Raw genomic sequence first — 17,334 nt, forward strand, 5'->3', positions numbered from 1 at the left:
TTTGGAGACGTGGCCCCGCGTTCGCGGATGGTTGGCCTCGCCAACGTGACCCACTCCGGACAGACTGCCGTGAGCGAGATGATCAACCGAAAGGGGAGCGTGTCGGGATGACCAACCCCTACGTCCCACTCCTGTTCCTGGCCGCCATCGGTGGCGGATTCGCCGTCTTCTCGGTGGTCGCGGGGTCCCTGGCCGGGCCCAAGCGCTACAACCGCGCGAAGCTCGACGCGTACGAGTGCGGCATCGAGCCGACACCGCACGCGAGCGGCGGCGGCAAGGTGCCGATCAAGTACTACCTGACGGCCATGCTGTTCATCGTCTTCGACATCGAAGGCGTCTTCCTCTACCCGTTCGCGGTGGCCTTCAACAAGCTCGGCCTGTTCGCGTTGGTGGAGATGGTCCTGTTCATCATCACGGTGTTCGTCGCCTACGCCTACGTGTGGCGTCGCGGCGGTTTGGAGTGGGACTGATGGGTATCGAGGAGAAGCTCCCCGCGGGCTTCCTGCTCACCACGGTCGAGCAGCTGGCCGGCTACATGCGCAAGAGCTCGGTGTGGCCCGCGACGTTCGGCCTGGCCTGCTGCGCCATCGAGATGATGGCCGTCGGCACGCCTGACTACGACATCGCCCGGTTCGGCATGGAGCGCTTCTCGGCGACCCCGCGCCAGGCCGACCTGATGATCGTCGCCGGCCGGGTCAGCCAGAAGATGGCCCCGGTCGTGCGCCAGGTCTACGACCAGATGCCCGAGCCCAAGTGGGTCATCTCGATGGGCGTCTGCGCCAGCAGCGGCGGCATGTTCAACAACTACGCCATCGTCCAGGGCGTCGACCACATCGTCCCGGTCGACGTCTACCTGCCCGGCTGCCCGCCGCGGCCGGAGATGCTGCTCAACGCGATCATCACCCTGCACGAGCAGATCCAGAACACGCCGCTGGGTGTCAACCGCGTCAAGGCTGCCCGCGCCGCCGAGGAGGCTGCGCTCAACGCGACGCCGACGCACGCCGTGAAGGGGCTGCTCGCATGAGCTCCGACGAGAAGAAGGTCCCGACCGACAAGGCGCAGGAGACCGGCGGCGCGCCGACCGAGGCCGAGCGCGACAACCTGCCGACCGCACCGGGCACGCCCGAGGTCGTCTCCGTCCGTCACGGCATGTTCGGCGCCCCCGACAGCGGCGACACCAGCGGGTACGGCGGGCTGGTCGCCCCGGTGCTCTTCCCCGCCCCGGCGCAGCGGCCCTACGGCCGCTACTTCGACGAGGTGGCCGACCACCTCGAGCGTGCGCTCGAGGGCGCCGAGGGCTTCGGCCGCGCCATCGAGAAGGTCATCGTCGACCGCGGCGAGCTGACCCTGTTCGTGCGCCGCGAGGACCTGCTCACCGTGGCCCGCGCGCTGCGCGACGACCCGGCCCTGCGGTTCGAGATGTGCACCGGCGTCTCCGGCGTGCACTACCCGCACGAGGCCGGCCGCGAGCTGCACGCCGTCTACCACTTCCTGTCGATCACCCACGGTGGTCGCCGGGTCCGCGTCGAGGTCACCTGCCCCGACGACGACCGCCACATCCCGTCGATCGTCGGCATCTACCCGGCCAACGACTGGCACGAGCGCGAGACCTGGGACATGTTCGGCATCGAGTTCGACGGTCACCCCGCGCTGACCCGGATCCTCATGCCGGACGACTGGCCCGGCCACCCCCAGCGCAAGGACTACCCCCTCGGCGGCATCCCCGTCGAGTACAAGGGCGCCACCATCCCGCCGCCGGACCAGCGGAGGTCCTACAACTGATGAGCACCGACCAGATGCATGCAGGCGACGTCTACGCGACCGGCGTCGCCGACGAGGCCGACGCCGAGGGCGCGCGCGTCTTCAACGCCGCGGGCGGCGACTGGGACACCATCGCCGACGAGGCCTCCGCGCTCCACGAGGAGCGCATCGTCGTCAACATGGGCCCGCAGCACCCGTCCACGCACGGCGTGCTCCGGCTCATCCTCGAGCTCGACGGCGAGACCGTCACCGAGACGCGGGCCGGCATCGGCTACCTGCACACGGGCATCGAGAAGAACATGGAGTTCCGCAACTGGACCCAGGGCGTGACCTTCTGCACCCGGATGGACTACCTCACGCCGCTGTTCAACGAGACGGCGTTCTGCCTCGCGGTGGAGAAGCTGCTCGGGATCACCGACCAGATCCCCGAGCGGGCCAGCATCATCCGCGTGCTCATGATGGAGCTCAACCGGATCTCCTCCCACCTCGTGGCCCTGGCCACCGGTGGCATGGAGATGGGCGCCACCACCGTCATGACCGTCGGCTTCCGCGAGCGTGAGCGGATCCTGTCCATCTTCGAGATGGTCACCGGCCTGCGCATGAACAACGCCTACGTCCGCCCCGGCGGCGTGGCGCAGGACCTGCCCCCGGGCGCCATCGACAAGATCCGCGACGCGATCCCGGCGATCCGCAAGGGCCTCGGCGAGCTCGAGCTCCTGCTCAACGAGAACCCGATCCTCAAGGGCCGCACCGTGGACGTGGGCTACCTCGACCTGACCGGGTGCATGGCGCTGGGTATCACCGGCCCGGTGCTGCGCTCGGCCGGCCTGCCGCACGACCTGCGCAAGCTGGACCCGTACTGCGGCTACGAGACCTACGACTTCGACGTCATCACCCGCGACTCCTGCGACTCCTACGGTCGGCTGCGCATCCGCATCGACGAGATGTACGAGTCGCTCAAGATCGCCGAGCAGGCGGTCGACCGGCTGCAGGGCACCCCGGGCCCGGTCATGGTCGAGGACAAGAAGATCGCCTGGCCGGCCCAGCTGGCCATCGGCGGCGACGGCATGGGCAACAGCCTGGACCACATCCGCGAGATCATGGCCACCTCGATGGAGTCCCTCATCCACCACTTCAAGCTGGTGACCGAGGGCTTCCGCGTGCCGCCGGGTCAGGCCTACGTCGCGATCGAGTCGCCCAAGGGCGAGCTCGGCTGCCACGTCGTCTCCGACGGTGGCACGCGCCCCTACCGCGCGCACTTCCGCGACCCGTCGTTCAACAACCTGCAGGCCACGGCCGCGATGTGCGAAGGCAGCCAGGTCGCCGACGTCATCGTCGCCGTCGCCTCGCTCGACCCCGTGATGGGAGGCGTGGACCGCTGATGGCGACCACGAGCAACCCGAACTACGGTTCCGTGCCCGCGCCGACGAGCGGGCCCTATGAGGCCGACGTCCTGGCCGGCCTGCACCGTGACGCGCAGGAGGTCATCGGGCGCTACCCGGTGAAGCGCTCGGCGCTGCTGCCGCTGCTGCACCTCGTGCAGTCCGTCGACGGCTACGTCTCCACCCGCGGCATCGAGTTCTGCGCGGAGGTCCTCGACCTCACCGCGGCCGAGGTCAGCGGCGTCGCGACGTTCTACACGCAGTACAAGCGCCACCCCAACGGCGAGTACACCGTCGGCGTCTGCACCAACACGCTGTGCGCCGTCATGGGCGGCGACCAGATCTGGGACGAGGTCAGCGAGCACCTCGGCATCGGCCACGACGAGACCACGCCCGACGGCAAGATCACGCTCGAGCGGGTCGAGTGCAACGCGGCGTGCGACTTCGCGCCGGTGGTCATGGCCAACTGGGAGTTCTTCGACAACCAGACGCCGGAGTCCACCAAGACCCTGGTCGACGACCTGCGCGCCGGTCGCGAGGTCAAGCCCACCCGTGGCCCCTCGCGCGTGTGCAGCTTCAAGCAGGTCTCCCGCGTCCTGGCGGGGTTCAACGACGGCCTCGCCGACGAGGGCGTGGGTGCCGGCCCGGCCTCCCTGGAGGGCCTGAAGGTCGCGAAGGACCGTGGCTGGGGCGAGGGCAGCAACGGCAACCGGCAGAACGAGGCGACCTCCGACGCGATGGCGGCCGGACGGCATACCTCCACGGACACCCCGGCCGAGGCCCAGGGTGACGGGAAGGCGGAGAAGTGAGCACGCAGCTGACGCCGATCCTGACGAAGTTCTGGGACGACCCGCAGTCGTGGACCCTCGAGACCTACGAGAAGCACGACGGCTACAAGGCGCTCAAGAAGGCGCTCGGCATGCCCCAGGCCGACCTGGTCCAGATGACCAAGGACTCCGGCCTGCGCGGGCGTGGCGGCGCCGGCTTCCCCACGGGCATGAAGTGGGGCTTCCTGCCGGCTCCTGACGGTGGCCCCCGCTACCTCGTCGTCAACGCCGACGAGTCCGAGCCGGGCACCTGCAAGGACATCCCGCTGATGATGGCGGCCCCGCAGTTCCTCATCGAGGGCGTGGCGATCACGTCCTACGCGATCGGTTGCAACCACGCCTTCATCTACCTGCGTGGTGAGGTCGTCCACGTCTACCGCCGCCTGCTGCGTGCGGTCGAGGAGGCCTACGCCAAGGGCTACCTCGGCAAGAACATCATGGGCACCGGTTTCGACCTCGACGTCACGGTCCACGCCGGCGCCGGCGCCTACATCTGCGGCGAGGAGACGGCGCTGCTGGACTCCCTCGAGGGTCGCCGTGGCCAACCGCGCCTCAAGCCGCCGTTCCCGGCGGTCGCCGGTCTGTACGCCCGCCCGACCGTCGTCAACAACGTCGAGTCCATCGCCTCCGTGCCGCCGATCCTGCTGCACGGCGCCGAGTGGTTCTCCGACATGGGCACCGAGAAGTCGACCGGCTTCGGCATCTTCAGCCTCTCCGGCCACGTCACCCGCCCCGGTCAGTACGAAGCACCGCTCGGCATCACGCTGCGCGAGCTGCTCGACATGGCCGGTGGCATGCGCGGCGGCAAGAAGCTGAAGTTCTGGACCCCGGGTGGCTCGTCCACGCCGCTGTTCACCGACGAGCACCTCGACACCCCGCTGGACTTCGAGTCCGTCGCGGCCGCCGGGTCGATGCTCGGCACCCGCGCGCTGCAGATCTTCGACGAGACGACCTGCGTGGTGCGCGCCGTGGAGCGCTGGACCGACTTCTACGCGCACGAGTCCTGCGGCAAGTGCACCCCGTGCCGTGAGGGCACGTGGTGGCTCAAGCAGATCCTCGCGCGCCTCGAGCACGGTGAGGGCAGCGAGGAGGACCTCGAGAAGCTGCTCGACATCTGCGACAACATCCTCGGCCGGTCGTTCTGCGCGCTCGGTGACGGTGCCACCAGCCCGATCACGAGCAGCATCCAGTACTTCCGTGAGGAGTACCTGGCCCACCTGGAGCACGGTGGGTGCCCGTTCGACCGGAACGCCTCGACGCTCTTCGCGAAGGAGACCGTGTCCGCATGACCGTCACCACCAGCACGGACCTGGTCAACCTGACCATCGACGGGGTGCCCGTCAGCGTCCCGAAGAACACCCTGGTGATCCGCGCCGCCGAGGAGGTGGGCGTCCAGATCCCGCGGTTCTGCGACCACCCGCTGCTCGAGCCCGTCGGCGCCTGCCGTCAGTGCCTCGTCGACGTCGCCACCCCGGGCCCTGACGGCTCGCTCCGCGCGTTCCCCAAGCCCCAGGCCTCCTGCACCATGACGGTCAGCGAGGGCATGGAGGTCAAGACCCAGCACACGTCCAAGGTGGCCGACAAGGCCCAGCAGGGCGTGATGGAGCTGCTGCTCATCAACCACCCGCTGGACTGCCCGGTCTGCGACAAGGGTGGCGAGTGCCCGCTGCAGAACCAGGCGCTGTCCAACGGGCGGCCCAAGAGCCGGTTCGAGGACGTCAAGCGGACCTACCCCAAGCCGATCAACATCTCCTCGCAGGTGCTGCTCGACCGGGAGCGCTGCGTCCTGTGCGCCCGCTGCACCCGCTTCTCCGACCAGATCGCCGGTGACCCGTTCATCGCCCTGGTCGAGCGCGGCGCGCTGCAGCAGATCGGCATCTACCAGGAGAAGCCGTTCGAGTCCTACTTCTCCGGCAACACCGTGCAGATCTGCCCGGTGGGGGCCCTGACCGGCGCGGCCTACCGCTTCCGCGCCCGTCCGTTCGACCTCGTGTCCACCCCGAGCGTGTGCGAGCACTGCGCCAGCGGCTGCGCCACACGCACCGACCACCGTCGTGGCTCGGTCCTGCGCCGCATGGCCGTCAACGACCCGGCGGTCAACGAGGAGTGGAACTGCGACAAGGGCCGCTGGGCGTTCACCTACGCCACGCAGGCCGACCGCATCACCGAGCCGCTCGTGCGTGACGAGGACGGCGACCTGCGCGTCGCCTCCTGGCCCGAGGCCCTCGACGTCGCCGCCCGCGGTCTCGAGGCGGCCCGCGACGCCAAGGGCGTCGGCGTGCTCGTCGGTGGCCGCGTCAGCGGCGAGGACGCCTACGCCTACAGCAAGTTCGCCCGTATCGCGCTCCAGACCAACGACATCGACTTCCGGGCCCGTCCGCAGTCGGTGGAGGAGGCCGAGTTCCTCGCGCACCACGTCGTGGCCACCGGCCCGGGTGGTGGCGGTGTGACCTACGCCGACGTCGAGGCCGCCCCGACCGTGGTGCTCGTGGGCTTCGAGCCCGAGGACGAGTCGCCGATGGTCTTCCTGCGCCTGCGCAAGGCGTTCCGCAAGCACGGCACGCGTGTCTTCTCGGTCGCGCCGTTCGCCACACGCGGGCTGGAGAAGGTCGGAGGCACGCTGATCCGCACCGCCCCCGGCACCGAGGCCGAGGTCCTCACGGCCCTGGCCGAGGAGAAGATCGAGGTCGTCGAGACCTCCAAGGCGCTGTCGGCCGACGGCGCGGTCGTGCTCGTCGGTGAGCGCCTGGCCACCGTGCCCGGTGCGCTGTCCGCCGCGGCCGCCCTGGCCAAGACGACCGGTGCCCGCCTCGCGTGGGTCCCGCGTCGTGCCGGTGAGCGCGGCGCGCTCGAGGCCGGTGCCCTGCCGAACCTGCTCCCCGGAGGCCGCCCGGTCACCGACTCCGCCGCCCGCGCGGAGGTCGGCGAGGCCTGGGGCGTCGTCGGGCTGCCCGAGGCCGTCGGCCGCGACACCGCCGAGATGCTCTCCGCGGTCAGCGCCGGCAACCTCGCCGGCCTGGTCGTCGGTGGCGTCGACCCGGCCGACCTGAGCCGTTCCCGGGACGCGCTCGATGCCCTGGCCCGCGCCTTCGTGGTCTCCCTCGAGGTCCGCGAGAGCGCGGTCACCGAGCGCGCCGACGTGGTGCTGCCGGTGGCGCCGCACGCCGAGAAGGCCGGTGTCTTCGTCGACTGGGAGGGCCGGGTCCGCCCGTTCGAGGCGGCCCTCGACACCAACGCCATGAGCGACCACCGCGTGCTGGACCTGCTGGCCGACGCGATGGGCGAGTACCTCGACGTCCGCACGCTCGCCGCGGCCCGTGCCGACATGGAGCGGCTCGGCCCCTGGAGCGGCCCCCGCGCCGCCGCGCCGACCGTCGCCCCGGCCGAGGTGCCGTGGACCGACAGCGGCCAGGCCGTGCTCGCCACGTGGCACCACCTGCTCGACGAGGGCAGGATGCAGGACGGTGAGCCGTTCCTCGCGGGCACGGCGCCCACGGCGGTGGCCCGCCTCTCGGCGACCACGGCTGCGGTCGCGGGCGTCGCGGACGGCGAGCTGCTGACGGTGTCGACCCCGACCGGGGCCATCACCGTCCCGGCGGTGATCACCGACATGGCCGACCACGTGGTCTGGCTGCCGACCAACTCGCGCGGCAGCGCGGTGCGATCGACGCTCGGCGTCGACGCCGGCGCTGTCGTGACTCTCACCAAGGGTGGTGCCGCATGAGCCTCGCCGGCTCGCTCGCACACGCGACGACAGGCGTGACGTCCCTCGTCCCGACTCTGGACAAGCCCGTCGCTGACTTCAGCGACACCCCGTGGTGGCTGTCCCTGGTCAAGGCGCTGCTCGTCTTCGTGTTCCTGCTGGTCAACACGCTACTGGTGATCTGGTTCGAGCGCCGCGTGATCGGCCGGATGCAGCAGCGTCCCGGCCCGAACCGCACCGGCCCGTTCGGCCTGCTGCAGACGCTGGCCGATGGCGTGAAGCTGGCGCTCAAGGAGGACCTGACCCCCAAGAACGCCGACAAGCTCGTCTTCATCCTGGCCCCGGTCATCGCCGGTGCCATGGCGTTCGTGTCGTTCGCGATCATCCCGCTCGGCCCGACGGTCAGCATGTTCGGCCACCTGACGCCGCTGCAGCTGACCGACATCCCGGTCGCGGTGCTGCTCGTCCTGGCCGTCGCCGGCGTCGGTGTCTACGGCATCGTGCTGGCCGGCTGGTCCTCCGGCTCGACCTACCCGCTGCTCGGTGGCCTGCGTTCCACCGCCCAGGTGATCTCCTACGAGATCGCCATGGGCCTGTCGCTGGTCGCGGTGTTCATGTACTCCGGCTCGATGTCGACCTCGCAGATCGTCGACTCGCAGAAGAGCCTGTGGTTCATCATCCCGGCGTTCTTCAGCTTCGGCGTCTACGTCATCACCATGGTCGGCGAGACCAACCGTCTGCCGTTCGACCTCGCCGAGGGCGAGGGCGAGCTCACCGGTGGCTTCCACACGGAGTACTCCTCGCTGAAGTTCGCGATGTTCTTCCTGGGCGAGTACGTCAACATGTTCACCGTCTCGGCGCTGGCGACGACGATGTTCCTCGGTGGCTGGCAGGCGCCTCCCGGCATCGCCGCCATCAACGACGGCATGTTCAACCACGGCTGGTGGGGCCTGCTCTGGTTCGTCGTCAAGCTCTGGCTGTTCATGTTCTTCTTCGTCTGGCTGCGTGGCTCCCTGCCGCGTGTGCGCTACGACCAGTTCATGCGCTTCGGCTGGAAGTTCCTCATCCCGGTCACCCTCGCCTGGGTCGTCGCGGTCGCGTTCATCCGCGGTGCGCAGCTGTCCTTCTTCGGCGGCAACACCCGCACCGCGACCCTGATCGTGGTCGGCGTGATCGCCGTCGTCGCCCTGGCCGCGGCCTGGGTCTGGGACGGGCGTCGCGCCGAGAAGGAGCGCACGTCCCGGGTCGAGGTCCCCGAGGAGATCGACCCGTTCGCGGGCGGCTACCCGGTGCCGCCGCTGCCCGGCCAGCGCCTGCGTGAGCCCAGCCTGCAGGTGGCCGCCACGGCCGCCCCCACGTCCACCACCACCCCGGAGGCCAACCGTGGCTGACAAGACGGACAAGAAGGCGGGGTTCCTCTCCGACCTCCTCGCACCCGTCGGCGGATTCGGCGTCACCTTCGCCACCATGTTCCGCAAGCTGGAGACCGAGGAGTACCCCGAGGAGAAGCGGCCGACCCAGCCGCGCTTCCACGGTCGGCACCAGCTCAACCGTCACCCCGACGGCCTGGAGAAGTGCGTCGGCTGCGAGCTGTGCGCGTGGGCCTGCCCCGCGGACGCGATCTACGTCGAGGGCGCGGACAACACCGAGGAGGAGCGTTTCTCCCCGGGTGAGCGCTACGGCCGCGTCTACCAGATCAACTACCTGCGCTGCATCTTCTGCGGCCTGTGCATCGAGGCCTGCCCGACGCGCGCGCTGACGATGACCAACTTCTACGAGCTGGCCGACGACGACCGCGGCAAGCTCATCTACGAGAAGCAGCAGCTGCTGGCCCCGCTCCAGGAGGGCATGCTCCAGCCGCCCCACCCGATGGTGGAGGGCATGGAGGAGCGCGACTACTACCTGGGCAAGGTCGCCACGGCCACGTCCTCGCAGAAGCAGTGGGTCGAGCTCCACACCAAGCGCGACGAGGTCGCGGTCGAGGAAGGCGGTGTCACCCGATGACCAGCGGTGGTGAGGCGTTCCTCTTCTGGGTCCTCGGCCCGATCAGCGTGATCGCAGCCCTGGGCCTGCTGTTCGCCAAGAAGGCCGTGCACGCGGCCCTGGCGATGGCCCTGGTGATGATCAACCTCGGCGTCTTCTACATCGCGCAGAACGCCGACTTCCTCGGCATCGTGCAGATCTTCGTCTACACCGGCGCGGTCATGATGCTGTTCCTGTTCGTGCTCATGCTCGTCGGTGTCGACTCCTCCGACTCCCTCGTCGAGACGATCAAGGGCCAGAAGTGGGTGGCGCTGCTGCTCGCCCTCGGCCTGGGCGGCCTGCTGGTGAGCACCATCGGCCGGGTCACGTTCCCGGCCGCTGCCGGCCTGACCCGGGCCAACGCCGACGGCAACGTCACCGGCGTGGCCAACCTGATCTTCGGCAAGTACGTCTGGGTCTTCGAGGTCACCAGCGCCCTGCTCATCACGGCCGCCCTCGGCGCCATGGTGCTCGCGCACCGCGAGCGGCTCACCGAGCGGCTCACCCAGCGCGAGTGGTCCGAGCGTCGCTTCCGCGAGGGCAAGAACCTCGCCGGCCTGCCCGCCCCGGGTGTCTACGCCCGCCACAACGCGGTCGACACCCCGGCACTGCTGCCCGACGGCACGCCCAGTGAGCTGTCCGTATCGCGGGTGCTCACCGCGCGTGAGCAGGTCCACACCCCCGAGCGCTACGAAGAGGCCGAGCAGGCCATCGAGCGAGAGATCGAGGAGGGTCGGGCCCGATGAGCCTGGTCAACTACATCTACCTGTCGGCCATCCTGTTCGCGATCGGCGCCGCCGCGGTGCTCGTGCGGCGCAACTCGATCGTCATCTTCATGGGCGTCGAGCTCATGCTCAACGCGACCAACCTCGCGTTCGTGACGTTCGCCCGCATGCACGGCTCGCTCGACGGCCAGGTCGTCGCGCTGTTCGTCATGGTGGTGGCGGCCGCCGAGGTGGTCGTCGGCCTGGCGATCATCATGGCCATCTTCCGTGCCCGACGCTCGGCCTCGGTCGACGACGCCAACCTGCTGAAGCTGTAAGGAGCGCAACAGGTGTACTCACTTGCTACTGCGGACCACACCGCAGCGGTGGTCCAGAGCGCCACTGGGGTGACCTCGGTCGCCTGGCTGCTCATCGCCCTCCCGCTGTTCGGTGCGGCGGCCCTCCTCCTGGGCGGCCGGCGTACCAACTCCTTCGGGCCGCTCCTGGCGACCGGGCTGTCCTGGGCCAGCTTCGTGGTCGGCGCCATCCTCACGCTGTCGATGATCGGCCGACCCGCGGCCGAGCGGGCGCAGTCGCTGCACCTGTTCTCCTGGGTGCCGGCCGGCTCGTTCAAGCTCGAGGCCGGCCTGCTGGTCGACCCGCTGTCGGTGGCCTTCGTGCTGCTGATCACGTTCGTGGGCTCGCTGATCCACGTCTACTCGATCGGCTACATGGAGCACGACCCGGACAAGCGCCGGTTCTTCGCCTACCTCAACCTGTTCGTGGCCTCGATGCTGCTGCTGGTGCTGAGCGACTCCTACCTGCTGGTCTACGTCGGCTGGGAGGGCGTGGGCCTGGCCTCCTACCTGCTCATCGGCTTCTGGAACTACAACCCGGCCTACGCCTCGGCGGCCAACAAGGCGTTCGTGGTCAACCGTGTCGGTGACTTCGGCCTGTCGATCGCGATCATGCTGATGTTCGTCACCTTCGGCACGGTCACCTTCGCCGGCGTCAACGCCGGAGTCCCCGGCGCCAACCAGGCGGTCGTCACGGCCATCGGACTGATGCTGCTGCTCGGTGCCTGCGGCAAGTCGGCCCAGTTCCCGCTGCAGAGCTGGCTGGGTGACGCCATGGCCGGCCCGACCCCGGTGTCCGCGCTGATCCACGCGGCGACGATGGTGACCGCCGGTGTCTACCTCGTGGTCCGCAGCCACGTGATCTTCGACGCCTCGCCCGACGCTCGGCTGGTCGTGACGATCGTCGGTGCGATCACCCTGCTCTTCGGTGCGGTCGTCGGTTGCGCCAAGGACGACATCAAGAAGGCCCTGGCCGCCTCCACCATGAGCCAGATCGGCTACATGATGCTGGCCGCCGGCCTCGGCCCGGTGGGCTACGCGTTCGCGATCTTCCACCTGCTGACGCACGGCTTCTTCAAGGCCGGCATGTTCCTCGGCGCGGGCTCGGTCATGCACGGCATGAACGACACCGTCGACATGCGCCGCTTCGGCCGCCTGTCCGGCGCCATGAAGATCACCTGGGCCACGTTCGGCCTCGGCTGGCTGGCCATCCTCGGTGTGCCGCCGTTCGCGGGCTTCTGGTCCAAGGACAAGATCATCGAGGCCGCCTTCATCGGCGAGGGCTGGAAGCCCTGGGTCTTCGGTGGTGCTGCGCTGATCGGCGCCGGCATCACGGCGTTCTACATGTCGCGCCTGTTCTTCATGACCTTCCACGGCCAGAAGCGGTGGGAGGAGGACGCCCACCCGCACGAGTCGCCCAGGATCATGACCGTGCCGATGATCATCCTGGCCGCCGGCTCGGCCCTCCTCGGCCTGGTGCTCGGCCCGACTGGTGTCATCACCGGCTGGCTCGAGCCGGTCGTCGGCTCCGCCGAAGGTGGCGCCGAGCCCGTCGTGGCGGTGCCGGTGCTCATGACCGTGACGCTGCTGCTCGTGGTGGGCGGTGTCTCCCTGGCCTGGCTGCGCTACTGGCGCGAGCCGGTGCCGGTGGTGGCCCCGGTGGGTTCGCTCGCCACGCGTGCGGCTCGCCGTGACCTCTACCAGGACGACGTCAACGAGGGCGTGTTCATGCGTCCCGGCATCCACCTGACCCGCTCGCTCGTCTTCTTCGACGGCAAGGGTGTCGACGGTGCGGCCGGCGGCCTGGCGGCGCTCATCGGTGGTACGTCCGCGCGGGTCCGCCGCGTCCAGAACGGTTTCGTTCGCTCTTATGCCCTGACGATGCTCGCCGGTGTCGTCGTGATCCTCGGTGCCGTGTGGGTGGTTCAGTGATGTCCAGCTTCCCGTGGTTGACCACGATCGGCCTGATCCCGTTGATCGGTGCCGTCGTCGTGGCCCTCCTGCCTGCGAGCCTGGCCGGCAGGGCCCGCCAGATCTCGCTCGGCTTCTCGCTGGCGGCCCTCGTGGTCGCCATCGGTGCCGCGCTGCAGTTCAACACCCGCTCCACCCAGCAGTTCCAGCTCAGCGAGCAGCACTCCTGGATCCCGCAGTTCGGCGTCAGCTACGCCGTGGGTGTCGACGGCATCGCGCTCGTCCTCATCATGCTGTCCGTCATCCTCGCGCCGGTGTGCATCCTCGCGGCGTGGAACGACGTGCCCGAGGTGGGCCGCCGGACGCAGAACTACTTCGCGCTCATGCTCGTCCTCGAGACGTTCATGGTCGGGGTGTTCGCGGCGACCGACGTGTTCCTCTTCTACGTCTTCTTCGAGGCGATGCTGATCCCGGTCTACTTCCTGATCGGGTCCTTCGGCGGCCCGCAGCGCCAGTACGCCGCGGTGAAGTTCCTGCTGTTCTCCCTGCTGGGCGGGCTGGTCATGCTCGTGGCCGTCATCGCCCTGGGCCTGCACGGCCCTGGCGGCCCCGAGGACTTCCTCGTCACCAACCTGACCGGGTTGCACCTCGACCCGACCACCGAGCGTCTGCTGTTCCTCGGCTTCTTCTTCGCCTTCGCGGTCAAGGCGCCGATGTTCCCGGTCCACACGTGGCTGCCCGACGCGGCCGCCGAGGCGCCGCCGGCGACCTCGGTGCTCCTGGTCGGTGTGCTCGACAAGGTCGGCACCTTCGGCATGATCCGCTTCTGCCTGCCGCTGTTCCCCGAGGCCAGCAAGTGGGCCACCCCGGCGGTCATCGTGCTGGCACTCATCTCGATCATCTACGGCGCGCTGCTGGCCATCGGCCAGACCGACGTGATGCGCCTGATCGCCTTCACCTCGATCAGCCACTTCGGCTTCATCGTCCTGGGCATCTTCGCGATGACCTCGGCGGGCCAGAACGGCTCGACGCTCTACATGGTCAACCACGGCTTCTCCACGGCCGCGCTGTTCCTCGTCGCGGCGATGCTCGCCGGCCGGCGGGGCAGCCGCCGCATCCCGGACTACGGCGGCTGGCAGCGGGTCACCCCCCTCCTGGCCGGTGTCTTCCTGGTCGCGGGCCTGTCCAGCCTGGCGCTGCCGGGCCTGGCGCCCTTCATCTCGGAGTTTCTGGTCCTGGTCGGCACGTTCCAGCGCTACAAGGTGGCCGCGATCATCGCGACGACCGGCATCATCCTGGCCGCGCTCTACATCCTGCTGATGTACCAGCGCATGATGACCGGCCCCAAGCCGGAGCTGGCCGAGCGTCCGGCCGACCTGACCCGGCGCGAGAAGTGGGTCGTGGCTCCGCTCATCGCCGCGTTCATCGTGCTGGGCTTCTACCCCAAGCCGGTCCTCGACGTGATCAACCCCGCCGTGCAGACCACGATGCAGCAGGTCGGCGTGACCGACCCCGCTCCGACGCACGGCACCGCTGCTGATGGGAGTGCGAAGTGATCGCCGCCATGCCGTCCCTCGCGACGGCCGACTTCGTCGCCGCGAAGGTCAACTACGCGGCGGTGTCGCCGATGCTGGTCGTGTTCGGCGTCGCCCTCGTGGGCGTCCTCGTCGAGGCGTTCGCCCCCCGGTCCCGTCGGTATGCCGTGCAGGTCACCCTGTCGCTGGCCGGCCTGGTCGGCGCGCTGGTGGCGCTGGTCGTCGCCGCGCGCGGCAACACCGGCAGCACGCTCGAGGGCGCCGTCGTCGTCGACGGCCCGGCCCTGTTCCTGCAGGGGACCCTGCTGGTCCTGTCGGTGCTGGGCGTCCTGACGATGGCCGAGCGCTTCGACGGCACCGGCGCCGACGCGTTCACCCCGATGGGTGCGGCGGTCCCGGGCTCGCCGTACGAAGCGGCGGCGCTGCGCGCCGGGGCCACGGGCACCGAGGTGTTCCCGCTGACCCTGTTCGCCGTGGGCGGCATGCTGCTGTTCCCCGCTGCGGGTGACCTGCTGACGATGTTCGTCGCCCTCGAGGTGCTCTCGCTGCCGCTGTACATCCTGTGCGGCCTGGCCCGGCGTCGCCGCCTGCTGTCGCAGGAGGCCTCGCTGAAGTACTTCCTGCTCGGCGCGTTCTCCTCCGGGTTCTTCCTCTTCGGCTCCGCGCTGCTGTTCGGCTACTCCGGCTCGATGGACCTGAGCGTCATCGCGCGGGCCATCAGCAGCAACAGCGGCATGGACGGCCTGCTCGTGCCGGGCGTCCTGCTGGTCGCCGTGGGCCTGCTGTTCAAGATCGGTGCCGTGCCGTTCCACATGTGGACCCCGGACGTCTACCAGGGCGCCCCCACCCCGGTGACCGGCTTCATGGCCGCCTGCACCAAGGTCGCCGCGTTCGGGGCGATCCTGCGCGTGGTCTACGTCGGTGTCGCCGGCAGCCGCTGGGACTGGGAGCCGGTCCTGTGGGGCGTCGCCATCCTGACGATGGTCGTCGGCGCGGTCCTGTCAGTCACCCAGACCGACGTCAAGCGCCTCCTGGCCTACTCCTCCATCGCGCACGCCGGGTTCATCCTCACGGGTGTGCTGGCCTTCGACCGGGTGGGTGTCTCCTCGACGCTGTTCTACCTGGTGGCCTACGGGTTCACCACGATCGCGGCGTTCGCCATCGTCTCGCTGGTCCGCTCCGGTGGCTCCGAGGCCACGCACCTGTCGCAGTGGGCCGGCCTGGCCAAGCGCAACAAGTGGGTCGCGGGCACCTTCGCCTTCCTGCTGCTGGCCTTCGCGGGCATCCCGCTGACGTCGGGCTTCACCGCCAAGTTCGCGGTGTTCTCGGCGGCGGTCGGCCACGGCGGCACGGTCCTGGCGTTCATCGGTGTCCTGGCCAGCGCGGTCACGGCGTTCGTCTACGTCCGGCTGATCGTGCTCATGTACTTCTCCGAGCCGGCCGGTGACAGCACCGTGGTCGTCACGCCCTCCATCGTGACCACCCTTGCGGTGGCCCTCGGCACCGTCGCGACGCTGGTCCTCGGCGTCCTGCCCTCGTCGGTGCTGGATCTCGCGTCCAGCTCGGCGCTGTTCCTGCGATGACCACGGCGTCGTCGACGCTGGGCCTGCCGACGGCGTCGCCGGAGCTGGCTTCCCGGCTGCAGGACGGTCTGGCCGCGGTCGACGCGACGTTGCGGGCCCAGGTCGACCACGAGGACCCGTTCATCGCGGAGGCCTCGGGTCACCTGGCGGCCGCACGCGGCAAGCTGTTCCGGCCGCTGCTGACGCTCCTGTCCGCCGAGCTCGGGTCGGGCATCAACGATGACGTGGTCGCGGCGGCCGCTGGGGTGGAGCTGACGCACCTCGCTTCCCTCTACCACGACGACGTCATGGACGAGGCGGACATGCGGCGCGGGGTCGTCAGCGCCAATGCGCGCTACGGCAACTCCACGGCGATCCTCGTCGGCGACCTGCTCTTCGGGAAGGCCTCGGCCATCGTGGCCGAGCTCGGGCCCGAGGCGGTCAAGATCCAGGCGCGGACGTTCGTGCGGCTGTGTGCCGGGCAGATCAAGGACGACCGGCCGGCCCCGGACGGGGAAGACCCGGTCGACTACTACCTCGGCGTGCTGGCCGACAAGACCGGGGTGCTCATCGCGACCGCGGCGCGCTACGGCGCCATGTTCAGCGGCTGCCCGCCGGAGACGGTCGAGACCATGCGCCGGTATGGCGAGCGGCTGGGCGTGGTCTTCCAGCTCGTCGACGACCTCATCGACGTGACCTCCGAGACGGGGGAGTCGGGCAAGACCCCCGGCACCGACCTGCGGGAGGGCGTGGCCACGCTGCCGGTCCTCTACGCCCGCACCTCGGCCGATCCCGCGGACGCCCGCCTGCTCGAGCTGCTCGGGCAGGACCTGCGTGACGACGAGCTGCACGCCGAGGCGCTCGGCCTGCTGCGTGCGCACTCCGCCCTGGACCGGGCACGGGAGCGCACGCTGGAGATGGCCCGTGAGGCCCAGGACCTGATCGACCCCCTGGGGGAGGGCCCTGTCCAGGACGCTTTGCGCGCCCTGGCCCTGAGCATCGTGCAGCGCGTGCGCTGAACTCCCTTGCCTGCCCGGACCGGGCAGTCCCGCGACCGTGCGGGACTGCCCGGTCCGTGCGTTCCAGGGGACGATCATCGGCGACCCTGTCCATCACGCCATCGGGGCGGGCAGGCCTGTGAACTGGGGGTTTTCACCCGATTTGGAGTTCCGGGACATGGCCCCGTAAAGTTCTCGACGTCAGCCCGACAGGGAGGAACGGACACCACCGCAGCGGAGCGCAAGCACCGCGCGAAGTAGGCCGGTCCCGGGGATGATGATCCACCGCAAGCCCGCCGGTTCCGGCGGATGCCTGACGCCCGAGAGGGTGGTCGGGAGCGGGCCGAGAGCCTGCTACAGTGGAACACGACAAGCGGCCGGCGCGGACAGCGCAAGTCACTCCGAGCGAGTGGCGGTCAGCAAGTCACAACTCGAACGGTAGCCCCGGATCCAGGCTTGAGTGTCTGGTGATGGTGCGCGTCCGGTCCTTGAGAACTCAACAGCGTGCCAAAAATCGATGCCAATTACCTCGTCCCGGCGTCCTTGTGGATGTCGGACGAATTTCCTTTGGTT

At 69.6% G+C, this 17,334-nt stretch carries 15 protein-coding genes; all 15 read left to right on the top strand.

The window, feature by feature from the left end; genetic code table 11:
* The first annotated feature begins 107 nt into the window (after nt 1-107).
* Genes ACXVGS_RS10750 through ACXVGS_RS10820 form a run of 15 tightly spaced genes read left to right on the top strand, consistent with a single transcriptional unit; the run spans nt 108 to nt 16,782 of the window.
* Entirely contained in the window at nt 108-470 is a 363-nt protein-coding gene (locus ACXVGS_RS10750) for an NADH-quinone oxidoreductase subunit A (RefSeq protein WP_141789452.1), read from the top strand.
* A complete protein-coding gene (locus ACXVGS_RS10755) occupies nt 470-1,024 on the top strand; it encodes a NuoB/complex I 20 kDa subunit family protein (RefSeq protein WP_458528147.1) in 555 nt (184 codons plus the stop codon). The genes ACXVGS_RS10750 and ACXVGS_RS10755 overlap by 1 nt, the downstream gene beginning before the upstream one ends.
* A complete protein-coding gene (locus ACXVGS_RS10760) occupies nt 1,021-1,782 on the top strand; it encodes an NADH-quinone oxidoreductase subunit C (RefSeq protein WP_458528146.1) in 762 nt (253 codons plus the stop codon). The genes ACXVGS_RS10755 and ACXVGS_RS10760 overlap by 4 nt, the downstream gene beginning before the upstream one ends.
* Complete coding sequence (locus tag ACXVGS_RS10765) at nt 1,782-3,143, top strand: NADH-quinone oxidoreductase subunit D (RefSeq protein ID WP_458528145.1); 1,362 nt, start codon at nt 1,782-1,784, stop codon at nt 3,141-3,143. Before ACXVGS_RS10760 ends, ACXVGS_RS10765 begins: the two co-directional genes overlap by 1 nt.
* Complete coding sequence (gene nuoE / locus ACXVGS_RS10770; RefSeq protein ID WP_458528144.1) at nt 3,143-3,952, top strand: NADH-quinone oxidoreductase subunit NuoE; 810 nt, start codon at nt 3,143-3,145, stop codon at nt 3,950-3,952. The genes ACXVGS_RS10765 and nuoE overlap by 1 nt, the downstream gene beginning before the upstream one ends.
* Nucleotides 3,949-5,259 (top strand): NADH-quinone oxidoreductase subunit NuoF, encoded by a 1,311-nt coding sequence (gene nuoF, locus ACXVGS_RS10775; RefSeq protein WP_141789447.1) that lies wholly within the window; start codon nt 3,949-3,951, stop codon nt 5,257-5,259. The genes nuoE and nuoF overlap by 4 nt, the downstream gene beginning before the upstream one ends.
* A complete protein-coding gene (locus tag ACXVGS_RS10780; protein ID WP_458536941.1) occupies nt 5,256-7,694 on the top strand; it encodes an NADH-quinone oxidoreductase subunit G in 2,439 nt (812 codons plus the stop codon). The genes nuoF and ACXVGS_RS10780 overlap by 4 nt, the downstream gene beginning before the upstream one ends.
* A complete protein-coding gene (gene nuoH / locus ACXVGS_RS10785) occupies nt 7,691-9,064 on the top strand; it encodes an NADH-quinone oxidoreductase subunit NuoH (RefSeq protein WP_458528142.1) in 1,374 nt (457 codons plus the stop codon). The genes ACXVGS_RS10780 and nuoH overlap by 4 nt, the downstream gene beginning before the upstream one ends.
* Entirely contained in the window at nt 9,057-9,677 is a 621-nt protein-coding gene (gene nuoI / locus ACXVGS_RS10790; RefSeq protein ID WP_458531269.1) for an NADH-quinone oxidoreductase subunit NuoI, read from the top strand. Before nuoH ends, nuoI begins: the two co-directional genes overlap by 8 nt.
* Nucleotides 9,674-10,441 (top strand): NADH-quinone oxidoreductase subunit J, encoded by a 768-nt coding sequence (locus ACXVGS_RS10795; protein ID WP_141789443.1) that lies wholly within the window; start codon nt 9,674-9,676, stop codon nt 10,439-10,441. Before nuoI ends, ACXVGS_RS10795 begins: the two co-directional genes overlap by 4 nt.
* Nucleotides 10,438-10,737: an NADH-quinone oxidoreductase subunit NuoK gene (nuoK, locus tag ACXVGS_RS10800; protein WP_141789442.1), complete on the top strand. Its 300-nt coding sequence runs from the start codon at nt 10,438-10,440 to the stop codon at nt 10,735-10,737. Before ACXVGS_RS10795 ends, nuoK begins: the two co-directional genes overlap by 4 nt.
* Before the next feature lie 12 nt (nt 10,738-10,749).
* Nucleotides 10,750-12,687 (top strand): NADH-quinone oxidoreductase subunit L, encoded by a 1,938-nt coding sequence (nuoL, locus tag ACXVGS_RS10805; protein WP_458531270.1) that lies wholly within the window; start codon nt 10,750-10,752, stop codon nt 12,685-12,687.
* Nucleotides 12,687-14,222, top strand: coding sequence for an NADH-quinone oxidoreductase subunit M (locus ACXVGS_RS10810; RefSeq protein ID WP_458531271.1), 1,536 nt, complete (start codon nt 12,687-12,689; stop codon nt 14,220-14,222). The genes nuoL and ACXVGS_RS10810 overlap by 1 nt, the downstream gene beginning before the upstream one ends.
* An 8-nt stretch (nt 14,223-14,230) precedes the next feature.
* Entirely contained in the window at nt 14,231-15,784 is a 1,554-nt protein-coding gene (nuoN, locus tag ACXVGS_RS10815; RefSeq protein ID WP_458531272.1) for an NADH-quinone oxidoreductase subunit NuoN, read from the top strand.
* A complete protein-coding gene (locus ACXVGS_RS10820; RefSeq protein ID WP_458531273.1) occupies nt 15,781-16,782 on the top strand; it encodes a polyprenyl synthetase family protein in 1,002 nt (333 codons plus the stop codon). The genes nuoN and ACXVGS_RS10820 overlap by 4 nt, the downstream gene beginning before the upstream one ends.
* The last annotated feature ends 552 nt before the right edge of the window (nt 16,783-17,334 follow it).

This window comes from Oryzihumus sp. (genome assembly GCF_054325275.1).

Excerpts from the sequence above, each read along its gene's own strand:
- ACXVGS_RS10795 (WP_141789443.1), top strand. The coding sequence starts at position 9,674 with ATGACCAGCGGTGGTGAGGCGTTCCTCTTCTGGGTCCTCGGCCCGATC.
- ACXVGS_RS10760 (WP_458528146.1), top strand. The coding sequence starts at position 1,021 with ATGAGCTCCGACGAGAAGAAGGTCCCGACCGACAAGGCGCAGGAGACC.
- ACXVGS_RS10810 (WP_458531271.1), top strand. The coding sequence starts at position 12,687 with ATGTCCAGCTTCCCGTGGTTGACCACGATCGGCCTGATCCCGTTGATC.
- nuoN (WP_458531272.1), top strand. The coding sequence starts at position 14,231 with ATGCCGTCCCTCGCGACGGCCGACTTCGTCGCCGCGAAGGTCAACTAC.
- ACXVGS_RS10820 (WP_458531273.1), top strand. The coding sequence starts at position 15,781 with ATGACCACGGCGTCGTCGACGCTGGGCCTGCCGACGGCGTCGCCGGAG.
- ACXVGS_RS10765 (WP_458528145.1), top strand. The coding sequence starts at position 1,782 with ATGAGCACCGACCAGATGCATGCAGGCGACGTCTACGCGACCGGCGTC.
- ACXVGS_RS10755 (WP_458528147.1), top strand. The coding sequence starts at position 470 with ATGGGTATCGAGGAGAAGCTCCCCGCGGGCTTCCTGCTCACCACGGTC.
- ACXVGS_RS10780 (WP_458536941.1), top strand. The coding sequence starts at position 5,256 with ATGACCGTCACCACCAGCACGGACCTGGTCAACCTGACCATCGACGGG.
- ACXVGS_RS10750 (WP_141789452.1), top strand. The coding sequence starts at position 108 with ATGACCAACCCCTACGTCCCACTCCTGTTCCTGGCCGCCATCGGTGGC.
- nuoK (WP_141789442.1), top strand. The coding sequence starts at position 10,438 with ATGAGCCTGGTCAACTACATCTACCTGTCGGCCATCCTGTTCGCGATC.
- nuoE (WP_458528144.1), top strand. The coding sequence starts at position 3,143 with ATGGCGACCACGAGCAACCCGAACTACGGTTCCGTGCCCGCGCCGACG.
- nuoH (WP_458528142.1), top strand. The coding sequence starts at position 7,691 with ATGAGCCTCGCCGGCTCGCTCGCACACGCGACGACAGGCGTGACGTCC.